Source organism: Pseudomonas sp. GW822-FHT04C11 (genome assembly GCF_058800905.1).
In genome coordinates this window covers 381774-394568 of the sequence record NZ_JBXAMS010000002.1, presented here as the reverse complement: position 1 = coordinate 394568, position 12795 = coordinate 381774, and the positions used below count along the sequence as shown (strand labels likewise).

General features: G+C 58.4%; 13 protein-coding genes and 2 tRNA genes. 3 read left to right on the top strand and 12 right to left on the bottom strand.

Annotated elements, in window-relative coordinates; translation table 11 throughout:
• Positions 1-168: 168 nt before the first annotated feature.
• Together AC1RJ3_RS04620 and AC1RJ3_RS04615 are read right to left on the bottom strand one after the other, a co-directional pair.
• Positions 169-245: transfer RNA gene (locus tag AC1RJ3_RS04620), tRNA-Met, on the bottom strand.
• 222 nt (positions 246-467) lie between these two features.
• Positions 468-544: transfer RNA gene (locus AC1RJ3_RS04615), tRNA-Met, on the bottom strand.
• A 299-nt stretch (positions 545-843) separates the two neighbouring features.
• Here AC1RJ3_RS04615 and dinB point away from each other — a divergent pair.
• Complete coding sequence (gene dinB / locus AC1RJ3_RS04610; RefSeq protein ID WP_489111085.1) at positions 844-1905, top strand: DNA polymerase IV; 1062 nt, start codon at positions 844-846, stop codon at positions 1903-1905.
• Positions 1906-1971: 66 nt separating this feature from the next.
• Here dinB and AC1RJ3_RS04605 read toward each other — a convergent pair whose 3' ends face one another.
• The 5 genes from AC1RJ3_RS04605 to AC1RJ3_RS04585 form a co-directional block, all read right to left on the bottom strand.
• Positions 1972-2925 carry a hypothetical protein gene (locus AC1RJ3_RS04605; protein ID WP_054595983.1) on the bottom strand — a complete coding sequence of 318 codons (954 nt, stop codon included), beginning with the start codon at positions 2923-2925 and terminating at the stop codon, positions 1972-1974.
• Positions 2926-2942: 17 nt separating this feature from the next.
• Positions 2943-4658, bottom strand: coding sequence for a proline--tRNA ligase (locus tag AC1RJ3_RS04600; protein ID WP_054595984.1), 1716 nt, complete (start codon positions 4656-4658; stop codon positions 2943-2945).
• Positions 4659-4783: 125 nt separating this feature from the next.
• A complete protein-coding gene (locus AC1RJ3_RS04595; protein ID WP_347929123.1) occupies positions 4784-6346 on the bottom strand; it encodes an AmpG family muropeptide MFS transporter in 1563 nt (520 codons plus the stop codon).
• A 43-nt stretch (positions 6347-6389) separates the two neighbouring features.
• On the bottom strand, positions 6390-6704 hold the full coding sequence (locus tag AC1RJ3_RS04590; RefSeq protein ID WP_219731303.1) for an MGMT family protein: 315 nt from the start codon (positions 6702-6704) through the stop codon (positions 6390-6392).
• A gap of 195 nt (positions 6705-6899) precedes the next feature.
• The gene (locus AC1RJ3_RS04585) at positions 6900-7109 is read right to left on the bottom strand and encodes a cold-shock protein (RefSeq protein ID WP_002554837.1); all 210 of its coding nucleotides are present in this window, start codon (positions 7107-7109) and stop codon (positions 6900-6902) included.
• Positions 7110-7464: 355 nt separating this feature from the next.
• On the opposite strand from AC1RJ3_RS04585, the gene dcd reads away from it, so the two are divergent.
• Both dcd and AC1RJ3_RS04575 read left to right on the top strand, forming a co-directional pair.
• Positions 7465-8031, top strand: a complete 567-nt coding sequence (gene dcd / locus AC1RJ3_RS04580) for a dCTP deaminase (protein WP_019692149.1) — start codon at positions 7465-7467, stop codon at positions 8029-8031.
• Positions 8032-8138: 107 nt separating this feature from the next.
• Complete coding sequence (locus AC1RJ3_RS04575; RefSeq protein ID WP_054595987.1) at positions 8139-8357, top strand: hypothetical protein; 219 nt, start codon at positions 8139-8141, stop codon at positions 8355-8357.
• A gap of 142 nt (positions 8358-8499) precedes the next feature.
• Here AC1RJ3_RS04575 and AC1RJ3_RS04570 read toward each other — a convergent pair whose 3' ends face one another.
• The 5 genes from AC1RJ3_RS04570 to AC1RJ3_RS04550 are packed head-to-tail and all read right to left on the bottom strand — an operon-like array spanning position 8500 to position 12682.
• Entirely contained in the window at positions 8500-9264 is a 765-nt protein-coding gene (locus AC1RJ3_RS04570) for an ABC transporter ATP-binding protein (protein WP_054595988.1), read from the bottom strand.
• 13 nt (positions 9265-9277) lie between these two features.
• Positions 9278-10396, bottom strand: coding sequence for a succinylglutamate desuccinylase/aspartoacylase family protein (locus AC1RJ3_RS04565; protein WP_493077657.1), 1119 nt, complete (start codon positions 10394-10396; stop codon positions 9278-9280).
• Between the two features lie 12 nt (positions 10397-10408).
• Positions 10409-11119 carry an ABC transporter permease gene (locus tag AC1RJ3_RS04560; protein ID WP_054595990.1) on the bottom strand — a complete coding sequence of 237 codons (711 nt, stop codon included), beginning with the start codon at positions 11117-11119 and terminating at the stop codon, positions 10409-10411.
• Positions 11116-11844: an ABC transporter permease gene (locus tag AC1RJ3_RS04555; RefSeq protein ID WP_054595991.1), complete on the bottom strand. Its 729-nt coding sequence runs from the start codon at positions 11842-11844 to the stop codon at positions 11116-11118. Before AC1RJ3_RS04555 ends, AC1RJ3_RS04560 begins: the two co-directional genes overlap by 4 nt.
• A 58-nt stretch (positions 11845-11902) precedes the next feature.
• Complete coding sequence (locus AC1RJ3_RS04550; protein ID WP_054595992.1) at positions 11903-12682, bottom strand: transporter substrate-binding domain-containing protein; 780 nt, start codon at positions 12680-12682, stop codon at positions 11903-11905.
• Positions 12683-12795 lie beyond the last annotated feature (113 nt).

Genomic DNA, 12795 nt, shown 5'->3' with positions numbered 1-12795 from the left:
TTACGCACATTCAATCGTAGAGAGGCTTGCCTGCGACTCAGCATAGCCTGATCTGGTGGACCCTGAAGGGTGCCAAAGGTTCGTAGAACATTGCCAGATCATTGTTGCGAAAGGACTTTTCTACAGATACAAAAAAGGCCGCTCTTTCGAGCAGCCTTTTTTGATGTTTGGTTGCGGGAGCCGGATTTGAACCGACGACCTTCGGGTTATGAGCCCGACGAGCTACCAGACTGCTCCATCCCGCGTCTGTGTGGCGGCATTCTACAGGCGATCGCCTGAGTGTCAACCGTTAATAGTACGCTGGGTCAAATTAACGTTAATTAGCTTCAAGCGATTGCTGCGCTCAGGTTAAGTATAAGAAGCGCAAAGGGTTTTTTCCTGGCTCTGGCGACAAGAGGGAAGGAGGGGTGACGAAAAACACACGCGCACAAAAAAGGCCACTCTTTCGAGTAGCCTTTTTTGATGTTTGGTTGCGGGAGCCGGATTTGAACCGACGACCTTCGGGTTATGAGCCCGACGAGCTACCAGACTGCTCCATCCCGCGTCTGTGTGTCGGCATTCTACAGAGGATCGCCGGGCTGTCAATTGCTAATTGAGAAAAATCTGTTCCTGTTCAATCGCTTAGCGTATCAGTCAGACAGTCGAATTGGGCTTGAGGGCTTGCTGTATAAGGCTTTCAGCTCTATTGACGGGTTTGTTTCGATTGAAAAAATAAATTCAGTGTAGGCATTTTCTTCTGCTATGAGATAAGAAATCAGGCACTGGTGCTATATACAGTTGTCAGTGAGATACTGGCGATCCGGTTCGCCGTAGTCCTTTTTCCTTCATTGAACACTGCCTTATATGACGCAGCGCAAAATCATCCACGTCGATTGTGACTGCTTTTATGCCGCCATCGAGATGCGTGACGACCCGACTCTGGCGAGCAAGCCGCTGGCGGTGGGTGGCTCGGCGGATCATCGCGGAGTTATCGCGACGTGCAACTATGAGGCGCGGGCTTACGGGGTGCGCTCGGCCATGTCCTCACGGCATGCCTTGAAGCTGTGCCCGGACCTGGTCATCGTCAAGCCGCGCATGGATGCCTATAGAGAAGCGTCGAAAGAGATCCAGGTGATTTTTCGCGATTACACCGACCTGATCGAGCCACTGTCGCTGGATGAGGCGTACCTCGACGTGTCGGAAAGCACGCATTTCGCTGGCAGTGCCACGCGAATTGCCCAGGACATTCGGCGCCGCGTCTCCAATCAGCTGCATATCACCGTCTCGGCGGGTGTAGCGCCGAACAAGTTTCTCGCGAAGATCGCCAGTGACTGGAAAAAGCCCAACGGATTGTTTGTGATCACGCCGGATCAGGTCGAGGACTTCGTCTCGCAGTTGCCGGTGAGCAAACTGCATGGTGTCGGCAAAGTCACTGCCGACAAGCTGGCAAAGCTCGGTATTGCCGATTGCCTGCAGTTGCGTGAGTGGAACAAGCTGGCGCTGGTGCGCGAATTTGGCAGTTTTGGCGAGCGTCTGTGGAGTCTGGCGCGTGGGATCGATGATCGGCAGGTGCAGAACGACAGTCGCCGGCAGTCGGTGAGTGTCGAAAATACCTACGATGTGGATCTGCCGGATCTGCTTAGTTGCCTGGATAAACTACCGGACCTGCTGGAAACCCTTAACGGGCGTATGGCGCGGATCGATAGCAGCTACCGGCCGGGCAAGCCGTTCGTCAAAGTGAAGTTCCATGATTTTACCCAGACGACACTGGAGCAGGCCGGGGCAGGGCGTGATCTTGGTAGCTATCAGTTGTTGCTGACTCAGGCGTTCAATCGGGGTGGCAAACCCGTGCGTTTGCTGGGGATTGGCGTGCGCTTGCAGGATCTGCGTGGCGGGTTCGAGCAGTTGGATCTGTTTGAGCGGTAGGGTCCGATCGGGGGCAAGCGCGTTTGACTCTGTAGGAGCAAGGCTTGCCCGCGATGCTTTTCGGCTTTAGTTCGGCCCTGGATCCGCCACCAAACGCCCGGCATCCTTGGTCAGCGACTTGAGAAACTCGCTTTGCAACTCGGGATCGTTGCGGGTCAGTTCGATCAGGCTTTGTTCCAGCTCGCTGGCTTCTTCTTCCAGGCCCAGCTCCGACAGGCGTTTGACCCGGTGTACCCACTGGCTCACTTCGTCGTCTTCGAGGTCGTCGTAAATCAGCGTATGAGCTTCCAGCAGCTTGCTGCGCAAGGTGCTGCTGATCGTCAGGGACGAGTCGGTGTGCACATCGTCCTGAGCATCTTCAACAGTAATCTGCAGCTTGCCGATACGGTTCAGGTCCTGTTCCGCGAACGGGCTGTCCAGCAGGTTCAAGCGCAACACGCCGTTGCGGTCGGTGGTGAGCTCGAAGGTCTGCGTGCCGGCCTTGACCTCTACCGGGCGCTCGCTCCATGGCAGGCTCGAATATTCCATACGCTTATCACGCTGGACTTCATCGATACCGGCCAGGTTCTGTTGTGCGCGACCATGGGACTGTATGTTCATGAACGGGTTGAGCCCGGCAATGCCATTGCTGATCCAGTCCTTGGTCATGCTGTCTGGCAGGTTGCCGAGGGCGAACACGTTGGCGATGTTCGCGCCGACGCCGCCCACCAAAGTCACCGCGCCCAATGGAATCTCGTAGACCTTGCGCCAGGGTTGGTAAGGCGTGTAGCGATCGTAGCGCCGGGTGACATCGTACTCGGTGACTTCGAAGGTCTTCTGCTCGTGAATCCGAACCCGACGTTGCGGCAGCTCAAGCACCTTAGGCTCACCGACATCGATCTGCAGGCTGTGATCGAGCAGTTTGCGCTCGATGCGTTCCTCGTGCTCGCTGCGTTGTGACATCTGATTGGCGCAGCCGCTGAGCAACAGGGTGCCGCACAGGGCGGCACCACCGAGGTTTAAGGTGTTTCGCTTGAACATGACTTCTCTATCTGGTGTCAGCGGCGGATACGAGCCTGAAGGAACGACAGCACGTCAGCGACCGGCAGCGCTTGCGGCTCGGCCTCGGTACGGCTCTTGTATTCCAGGTTACCTTCGGCAAGGCCGCGGTCACTGACCACGATCCGGTGAGGAATGCCGATCAGCTCCATGTCCGCGAACTTGATGCCCGGGCTGGTTTTCTTGTCGCGATCGTCCAGCAGCACTTCGAAGCCGGCAGCGGTCAGTTCCGCGTACAGCTTGTCGGTCGCTTCGCGAACCTGCTCGGTTTCGTAGCGCAGAGGCACCAGGGCGATCTGGAAGGGCGCGAGGGCGTCGCTCCAGATGATGCCTTTCTCGTCATTGTTCTGCTCGATGGCCGCAGCCACTACGCGGGACACGCCGATGCCATAGCAACCCATTTCCAGGGTGACCGGCTTGCCGTTCTCCCCGAGTACTTCGCACTTCATCGCTTTGCTGTACTTGTTGCCCAGCTGGAAGATGTGCCCGACTTCGATGCCGCGCTTGATTTCCAGGGTGCCTTTGCCGTCAGGGCTAGGGTCGCCGGACACGACGTTACGCAGGTCGGCAACGGTCGGTACTGGCAGATCGCGCTCCCAGTTCACGCCGAAGTAGTGTTTGTCGTCGATGTTGGCACCGATGCCGAAGTCGCTCATCAGTTCGACGGAACGGTCGATGATGATTGGCAGCGGCAGGTTCAGCGGGCCAAGGGAGCCGGCGCCGGCGCCAATGGCGTCACGCAGTTCGGCTTCAGAGGCCATGACCAGCGGGCTGGCGACGCCAGGCTGGTTGGCGGCCTTGATTTCGTTCAGTTCGTGGTCGCCACGGATGATCAGGGCAATCAGCTTGCCTTTCTCTTCAGCGTGAACCACCAGGGTCTTGATGGTTTTTTCGATTGGCAGGTTGAAGCCTTCGACCAGTTGCGCAATGGTCTTGGCGTTCGGGGTGTCGACCAGGCGCAACTCTTCAGACGGTGCGGCGCGCGAGGTCTCCCGTGGTACGGCTTCGGCTTTCTCGATGTTCGCTGCGTAGTCGGAACCGTTGCTGAAGACAATGTCGTCTTCACCGGATTCGGCCAGTACGTGGAACTCGTGGGAGCCGGCGCCGCCGATGGAGCCGTTGTCGGCTTCTACAGGGCGGAACTTCAGGCCGAGGCGGGTGAACACGTTGCAGTACGCCTGGTGCATGCGGTCGTAAGTGATCTGCAGCGATGCCTGGTCGGCGTGGAAGGAGTAGGCGTCCTTCATGATGAATTCGCGACCGCGCATCAAGCCAAAGCGTGGGCGGATTTCGTCACGGAATTTGGTCTGGATCTGGTACAGGTTGATCGGCAACTGCTTGTAGCTGCTCAACTCGTTGCGCATCAGGTCGGTGATCACTTCTTCGTGAGTCGGACCGGCGCAGAAGTCGCGACCGTGACGATCCTTGAAGCGCAGCAGTTCAGGGCCGTACTCTTCCCAGCGACCGGATTCCTGCCACAGCTCAGCCGGTTGAGTGCTCGGCATCAACACTTCGAGAGAACCGGCGGCGTTCATTTCTTCACGAACGACGGCTTCGACCTTGCGCATCACTCGCAAGCCCATCGGCAGCCAGGTGTACAGGCCGGAGGCGAGTTTGCGGATCATGCCGGCGCGCAGCATCAGCTGATGGCTGACGACGACCGCATCGGAAGGCGTTTCTTTCTGTGTGGCGAGCAAATATTGACTGGTGCGCATGGTAGGCCGTTGTCGGTTGCTGAAGACTAGAAGTGACGAAGCATTGTACGGGCGAGATTTGCTGGCGTACAGGATTGCGGCCGGCGGTGTGGCTTGAGTGCGGAGAAAGCCCCGCACTCAAGGGGCTATGATTCTTCGACGGCGGTAGCGGTCTGGGCAGGCTCGGGCGTTGGAGTCGGGCCTTCGCGGCGGTTTTCCTGGAACCAGTGCAGGGCGATCAACAGCAGGGTCGGCACGCCAAGCAGCGCTGTGATGATGAAGAAGTTGTGATAGCCGTATTTCTCCACCATGACTCCCGAGTAGCCGCCGATCAGGCGTGGCAGCAGGAGCATGATCGAGCTGAGCAGGGCGTACTGGGTCGCGGAAAACTTCAGGTTGGTCAGGCTCGACAGGTAGGCGACGAAGGCCGAGGTCGCCATGCCCGAGCTGAAGTTGTCGAGGGAGATGGTGACGATCAGCATCTCCAGGTTGGCGCCCATGTCGGCGAGCATCACAAACAGCAGGTTGGTAGCAGCTGATGCGAACCCGCCGATGAACAGAATCGGCAGGATGCCGAAACGCACGATCAGCAGGCCACCCATGCCGGCGCCTATCAGGGTCATGATCAGGCCGAAGATCTTGCTGACGCCGGCGATCTGATCCTTGGTGAAGCCCAGGTCGATGTAGAACACGTTGGCCATTACGCCCATCACAGTGTCGGACATTCGGTAGGTGGCGATCAGGCCCAGCAGCAGAAAGGCCTGCCAGCGGTAGCGGACAACGAAGTCGTTGACGGGCGTCAGCACCGGGGCCAGGCCGCGGCGGCCCATGGTGGAGAGGCACAGGCTGGTCAGGATGATGTAGAGCAGCGCTCGTAGAAATGCCCGATCTTCCAGCAGCAGATCCAATGGGCTCATGGCGCCGGTGATGACGCTGGCGAAATCAGTGTTGTAGAGCTGGGTAAACATCGCGGGTACGGATACCAGCAAAACGATGAGTACGAATACCGAGGCGAGTTGGTGCACAAAGCTGTAGCGCCCGGCGGACAGCTGGGTACGCAGCGGCACGGGAGGTTCGCGCATCAGCAGGGTGGTCACCAACGCCGGGATCATCAGCAGGCCGAACAGCGCGTAGGTGCCGGTCCAGGCCGAGTGTTTGTAGTTGAACCCGGTGGAGCCGAAACCTTCGGCAATGAACAGTGCACCGGCTGTCGCCAGGAGCGCCGCGACCCGATAGCCGGACATATAACTGGCGGCCAATGCAGCTTGGCGCGTGTCGTCGACAATTTCCAGGCGATAGGCGTCGACGGCAATATCCTGGGTGGCAGAGGCGAACGCGACCAGAACGGCAATCGCAATCAGCCAGGACAGGTGCTTTTGCGGGTCGCAGAAACCCATGCCGATCAGGCCGAGGACCAGCAGTATTTGCGCCAGGACCAGCCACGAGCGTCGTCGGCCGAGTTTGCCGAGTAATGGCAGGCGCCACTGGTCGAGAAGTGGCGACCACACCCATTTAAACGCATAGGCCAGCCCGATCAGGCTGGCATAACCAATCGTTTCACGGGCTACGCCGGCCTCACGCAGCCAGACGGATAGCGTTGAGAACACCAGCATGTAGGGTAGGCCAGCGGCGAAACCCAGTAGCAATAGTACGAGTGTCGAGGGGCTGGCATAAGCAGCGAGCGCGGCGCGCCAGGTTTTACGGGGCATGGGCTGGAGTCTGCCTCAAAATTGCGAAAACAAAGCGCGCACTCTAACCGCTGTGCTCTACCGGGCGCCAGCCATGACGCTGAATATCAACACGATTGTTCAGGACACTGACACCTTCCATGCGCAAGCGTGCCCGCTGTTCATCGCCGGAGGGGCTTCCCGCTGGTAGGCTGAGGCGACCGCCGGCAGCCAATACGCGATGCCAGGGCAGCTTGGTGTCGCCGGGCAACTGACTCAATGTGCGCCCCACCCAGCGGGCGGCCCGCCCCAGGCCTGCCAGTTCGGCGAGTTGACCGTAACTCACCACTTTGCCTTCCGGAACCTGGGCCAGGGTCAGGTAGAGCGTGGTTCGGCGCATCTGTGCCGGGGTCTCGGTTTCATGGTTGGCGTCAGTCACGTTGCCGCTTCCTGATGAGGGTGTTGAGGCTGCTTCCAGAGTAAGTCTTCCGTGAGCGAATGAAAATCTCGCCAAATCGGGTGTGGCCGGTAAAAACAGACAGGCACAAAAAAGCCCCGCTTTTGAGGGCGGGGCCTTTTACTAAATCAGGACAAGTTAGATAACTTGAACTTCTTCAGCTTGCATGCCTTTCTGACCGCGGGTAGCGATGAAAGAAACCTGTTGGCCTTCTTTCAGGCTTTTGAAGCCGTCGGATTGGATAGCTTTGAAGTGAACGAACAGGTCGTCACCGGATTGTGGAGTGATGAAGCCGAAGCCTTTTTCATCGTTGAACCACTTAACGGTACCGGTTTGGCGATTAGACATGGTGTAACTCCTTGAACAAAGATAACTGCGACTCAGGAAGAACCCTGGCCGAGACTGAGTGCAAAGAGCAGGAAAAATTCTTGTAGATGGTTGGATCGAAATTCAACATATCGTGTAGAGATTCTCAGTGACACAAGCAGCACAGTGGCGCCACCTTAACCCTTTTTCCTGAACGTGCCAATGGTCTTTGCGAAGGTTTCTCTGTTTTCATGACTGACGGTGCGCCGTATTGCCGCGAAGGCCCGGAAATCGTGGGGGATCGGCGAGAATTGTGCCCCGGACTTTGAACCGGCGGCGCGCCCCGGTAAGATGCCGGACAGAATTTTTCCACCTCGCTATTCAGGACACCCCCGCCATGAGCATCAAATCGGACAAGTGGATTCGCCGCATGGCGCAAGAGCACGGCATGATCGAGCCCTTCGTAGAGCGCCAGATGCGTGGCGAAGGCGCCGATCGGCTGATTTCCTTCGGCGTATCGAGCTACGGCTATGACGTGCGTTGCGCCGATGAATTCAAGGTGTTCACCAACATCAATTCGGCGACTGTCGATCCGAAAAACTTCGATGAGAAGAGCTTCGTCGACGTCAAAAGCGATGTCTGCATCATTCCACCGAACTCTTTCGCGCTGGCGCGTACCGTCGAGTTCTTCCGTATTCCGCGCAATGTACTGACGATCTGCCTGGGCAAGAGCACCTACGCTCGTTGCGGCATCATCGTCAACGTCACGCCGCTGGAACCGGAGTGGGAAGGTCACGTGACCCTGGAGTTCTCGAACACCACCACGTTGCCGGCGAAGATCTACGCCAACGAAGGTGTGGCGCAGATGCTGTTTTTCGAGTCCGACGAAGAGTGTGAAGTGTCTTATAAGGACCGTGGCGGCAAGTATCAGGGCCAGCGTGGCGTGACCCTGCCGCGTACCTGAGTCAGCCGTCTGACAAACCGTTGGAATTCCTGGGCGGGCGTACACTCTATGGGGTGTACTGCTCCGATGCGCGCAAGGCGCATCGGGCCATCGCTCAGGAGTGCTTCATGAAGATCGATCCGCGAGTAAGTGCCGAACTGGCAAGGCTTGAGCCCAATCAAGTGGGCCTGCTGGCCTGGTCATTGCTGGCGCATCCGCCTGTCACGCAGGCCGGCGGAATCCCTGGTCAGCCCGACCCCGATACCCCGAACGAACAACCGACGGAACCAGGTGAGCCTGGTGAACCCACCTTGCCGGATAAGCCGCCTCCGGCGCCGGTTGCCTGATTTTCCGCATCGAAATTCAATGGCCCGAGGTTGGATTGATCCCTGTGGGAGCGTGGCTTGCCCGCGATGAACGATAACGCGGGTTATCAGATAAATCGCGTTGCCCCATCGCGGGCAAGCCACGCTCCTACGGCATCTGGGGTTACTTGAGGTTGCCGCTGAGGAATTGCTTGAGGCGTTCGCTCTTCGGGTTACCCAGCACGTCTTCAGGCGCGCCTTCTTCCTCTACCAGCCCCTGATGCAGGAACAGCACCTGATTCGAGACTTTGCGGGCGAAGCTCATTTCGTGGGTCACCATGATCATGGTCCGGCCTTCTTCGGCCAGCCCCTGGATCACCTTGAGCACTTCACCCACCAGTTCCGGGTCCAGCGCCGAGGTCGGTTCGTCGAACAGCATGACTTCCGGCTCCATCGCCAGTGCGCGGGCAATGGCCACTCGCTGTTGCTGGCCGCCGGACAGGAACGCCGGGTATTGATCCGCCACACGCGCCGCAAGGCCGACCTTGTCCAGATAACGCCGGGCGCGATCTTCGGCGTCCTTCTTGCTGACCCCCAGCACCCGGCGCGGGGCCATGGTGATGTTTTCCAGTACCGTCATGTGGCTCCACAGGTTGAAGTGCTGGAACACCATTGCCAGTCGGGTACGGATTCGTTGCAGTTCGGCTTCATCGGCCACCCGCATGCCATGGGAGTCTTTGATCATGCGGATCGCTTGACCGTCCAGGCTCATGGCGCCGTCGTTGGGTTGTTCGAGAAAGTTGATGCAGCGCAAAAAGGTGCTCTTGCCCGAGCCGCTGGCGCCGATCAGGCTGATCACGTCACCGGTCTTGGCCTTGAGCGAAACGCCTTTGAGCACTTCATGAGTGCCGTAGCATTTATGCAGGCCTTCGATGGTCAGTTTGTACATGGGGCATGCATCCTCAAGGCGAAAGTAGGTAGCCGGTGCGATAGGCTTCGAGGCCTGCAACATGGGCGATCACCATGCCTGCGGTGGCCATCCGGCGAGTCGAACGGGCGTAGAGCAGGCCGGCGTTGGCGCAATGAACCGGGGTCACGCGGTCGCCGATCGGGTCGATGATTTCGGCGATCAGTTGTCCCGCCTCCAGGTACTCGCCCGGCAGCACGTGGTACACCAGCAAGCCGCCGACCGGGGTTGCAACCGGTTCTACTGCGGCCAGTGGCGTGGCGGGGTAGGGCAGTTCGGGCAAGGGCGTTGCTTCACCTTCGATTGCGCCGAAATGAACCAGATAGTCGATCAGCGCCTGGCAGTCGAGGCTGGCCAGCGGATGATTGACGTCGCCTTGACCGCGCAATTCGACGGTCACCGAGAAGCTGCCCAGCGGAATGTCGAAGTGCTCACCGAAGCGCTCCTGCATTTGCCACCAGACCAGCGTGAAACACTCATCGAACGAATGACCGCCGGAGTCAGTGGCCAGCAGGCTGGCTTCGGCGCCGATGTAGCGCGCCAGTGGCTCGACTTGCGGCCAGGCCTCGGGCGTGGTGTACAGGTGCGCGACGGCTTCGAAATCACAATGCAGGTCCAGCACCATGTCCGCGTCGCAGGCCAGTGTTTGCAGGGTCAGGCGCTGGGATTGCAGTTGGGTGCGGGCGGTTTGCCGAGCCAGCGCATTGCGCAGGCTGCTGCGGATCAACTCAAGGTTGTGTTGTGGGTCGTCGTTGAGTTGCCCTTCGATCTCGTTGCCGACTTCTTCGCCGAGGTCAACGAACCAGCGGTTGAAGTTCTGTCCGCTTTCCAGTTCATAGCGGCCCAGTGGCACGTCCATCAGCACTTGTTCGAGGCCAATCGGGTTGGCCACGGGCACCAGCACGATCTCGCTGCGCAGACGGCCGGCGGCTTCGAGCTCGGCCAGGCGCAGCTTGAGGTGCCAAGCCACCAGCATGCCGGGCATTTCGTCGGCGTGCAGCGAGGACTGGATGTAGATTTTGCCTTTGGCCTGGGTCGGGCCGAAGTGGAAGCTGTGGATCTGTCGTGCAGTGCCCGGCAGTGGGGCAAGCAGGTCATGGATCTGGTGGCGCATTTGCAAAAAATCCTAGTGAGTCGGCCCGAGGAACGCCAGCCATCGGCGTTCGGCCAGTCGGAACAGGCCGACCAGCGCAAAGGTGACGGTCAGGTAAATCAGCGCGGCAATGCCGAACGACTGAAAGGTCAGGAAGGTCGCCGAGTTGGCGTCACGAGCGACTTTCAGAACGTCCGGGACGGTGGCGGTGAAGGCTACAGTGGTCGAGTGCAGCATCAGGATCACTTCGTTGCTGTAGTACGGCAACGAACGACGCAGGGCTGACGGCATGATCACGTAGGCATATAGCTTCCAACCCGTCAGACCGTAGGCCTTGGCGGCTTCGACTTCACCGTGGTTCATACTGCGAATCGCCCCGGCGAAAATCTCCGTGGTGTAGGCGCAGGTGTTCAGGGCAAAGGCTAAGATGGTGCAGTTCATCGCATCGCGAAAGAACGCGTCGAGTACTGGCTGCGCACGGACCGCGGCCAGGCTGTAGATCCCGGTGTAGCAAATCAGCAACTGGATATACAGCGGTGTGCCACGGAACAGGTAGGTGTAGAACTGCACCGGCCAGCGCACATAGAGCTTGCTGGAAACCCGGGCAATCGACAGCGGAATCGACACCAGAAAACCGATGAAGATCGAGGCGCTGAGCAGCCACATGGTCATCGCCAGGCCGGTGATGTGGTAACCGTCGGTATAAAGGAACGGTTTCCAGTAGTCCTGTAGAAGTTCGATCATCGTACGGCCTCCCGGGCACCGGCGGCATAACGGCGTTCAAGCCTGCGCAGGACAAAGTTCGAAGCGCTGGTGATCAGCAGGTAAATCAAGGCGGCCAGCACCAGGAAGTAAAACAGTTGATAGGAGCTTTTACCGGCGTCCTGAGCCGCTTTGACCAGGTCCGCCAGGCCGATGATCGACACCAGCGCGGTGGCCTTGAGCATCACCATCCAGTTATTGCCGATGCCCGGCAGGGCAAAGCGCATCATCTGCGGGAACACCACGAAGCGAAACCGCTGGCCGCGCTTGAGGCCATAAGCCGTGGCGGCTTCGACCTGACCCCGTGGAACGGCGAGGATTGCGCCGCGAAAGGTCTCGGTGAAGTACGCGCCGTAGATAAAGCCCAGGGTGATGACCCCGGCGCTGAACGGGTTGATTTCGATGTACTCCCATTCCATCAGGTCGGTCAGGGAGGTCAGCCAGGTTTGCAGGCTGTAGAAAATCAGCAGCATCAGCACCAGGTCCGGCACGCCGCGAATCAGGGTGGTGTAGATCTGGGCGGGAACTCGTAGCAGTTTGACGCTGGAGAGTTTGGCAGTGGCGCCGAGCAGGCCGAGCAACACGGCCACCAGCAGCGACAACACCGATAATTTGATGGTCATCCAGGTGCCTTGCATCAGCAGCGGGCCAAAGCCCTTCAAGCTGAAGGCGGAAAGCCCGAGGTTTTGTAACAGTTGTTCGAACATAAAATCTGCAACCTGATAGCGTGAAAAAAGCGCCCATCACGAGGATGGGCGCCGGGCATTATTTGCCGCTGTACAGATTCAGATCACCGAAGTGTTTCTTTTGAATGGTCGCGTAGGTGCCATCATCGTGTAACGCTTTGATACCTTTATCGAGAAGGGCTTTGAGCTCTTTGTTACCTTTCGAGATACCGACAGCTGTTTTGGCTGGCAGCAAAGGATCGTTGACCGGCTTGCTGACTTCATAAGCAGCGCCTTGTGGCGACTTCAAGAAGCCCAGTTCGGCTTGCAGCATGTCCTGGATCGAGGCGTCCAGACGACCGGAAGTCAGGTCGGCGTAGACCTGATCCTGGTTGGCGTAGGCCTGAGTGGTCACGCCAGCCTTGTCCAGCACGGCCTTGGCGTAGGCTTCCTGAATGGTGCCTTGCTCGTAGCCGACCTTTTTACCCTTGAGCGAAGCCACGTCAGAAATGCCGGAGCCTTTCTTGTAGACCAGTGCGGTAGGGCCGGAGAACAGTTCGCTGGAGAAGTCGATGACTTTTTCGCGGGCTTCGGTGACGGTCATCGAAGAGATCACACCGTCGAATTTATTCGCCTTGAGGCCTGGAATCATGCCGTCGAAATCGCTTTCGACCCATTTGCACTTGACCTTCAGCTCGGCGCAGATCGCGTTGCCCAGATCAATGTCGAAGCCCACCAGGCTGCCGTCGGCCGCTTTGGACTCGAACGGAGCGTAGGAAGGGTCAACGCCAAAACGCAGTTCTTTATATTCCTTGGCCAGTGCGGAACCAGCGGCCATGCACAACGCCAGTGCAGAAAGGGTCAGCAATGCTTTTTTCATTATTAAATCCCTAAGAACCAATTTGAGCGCTTGTGGCGCGAAATTATTGTTACTGGAAAGCGTAAGACCTTATGAAAGTAGCAATTTCCGAACCAGAGTCCCGAACAAGCGTT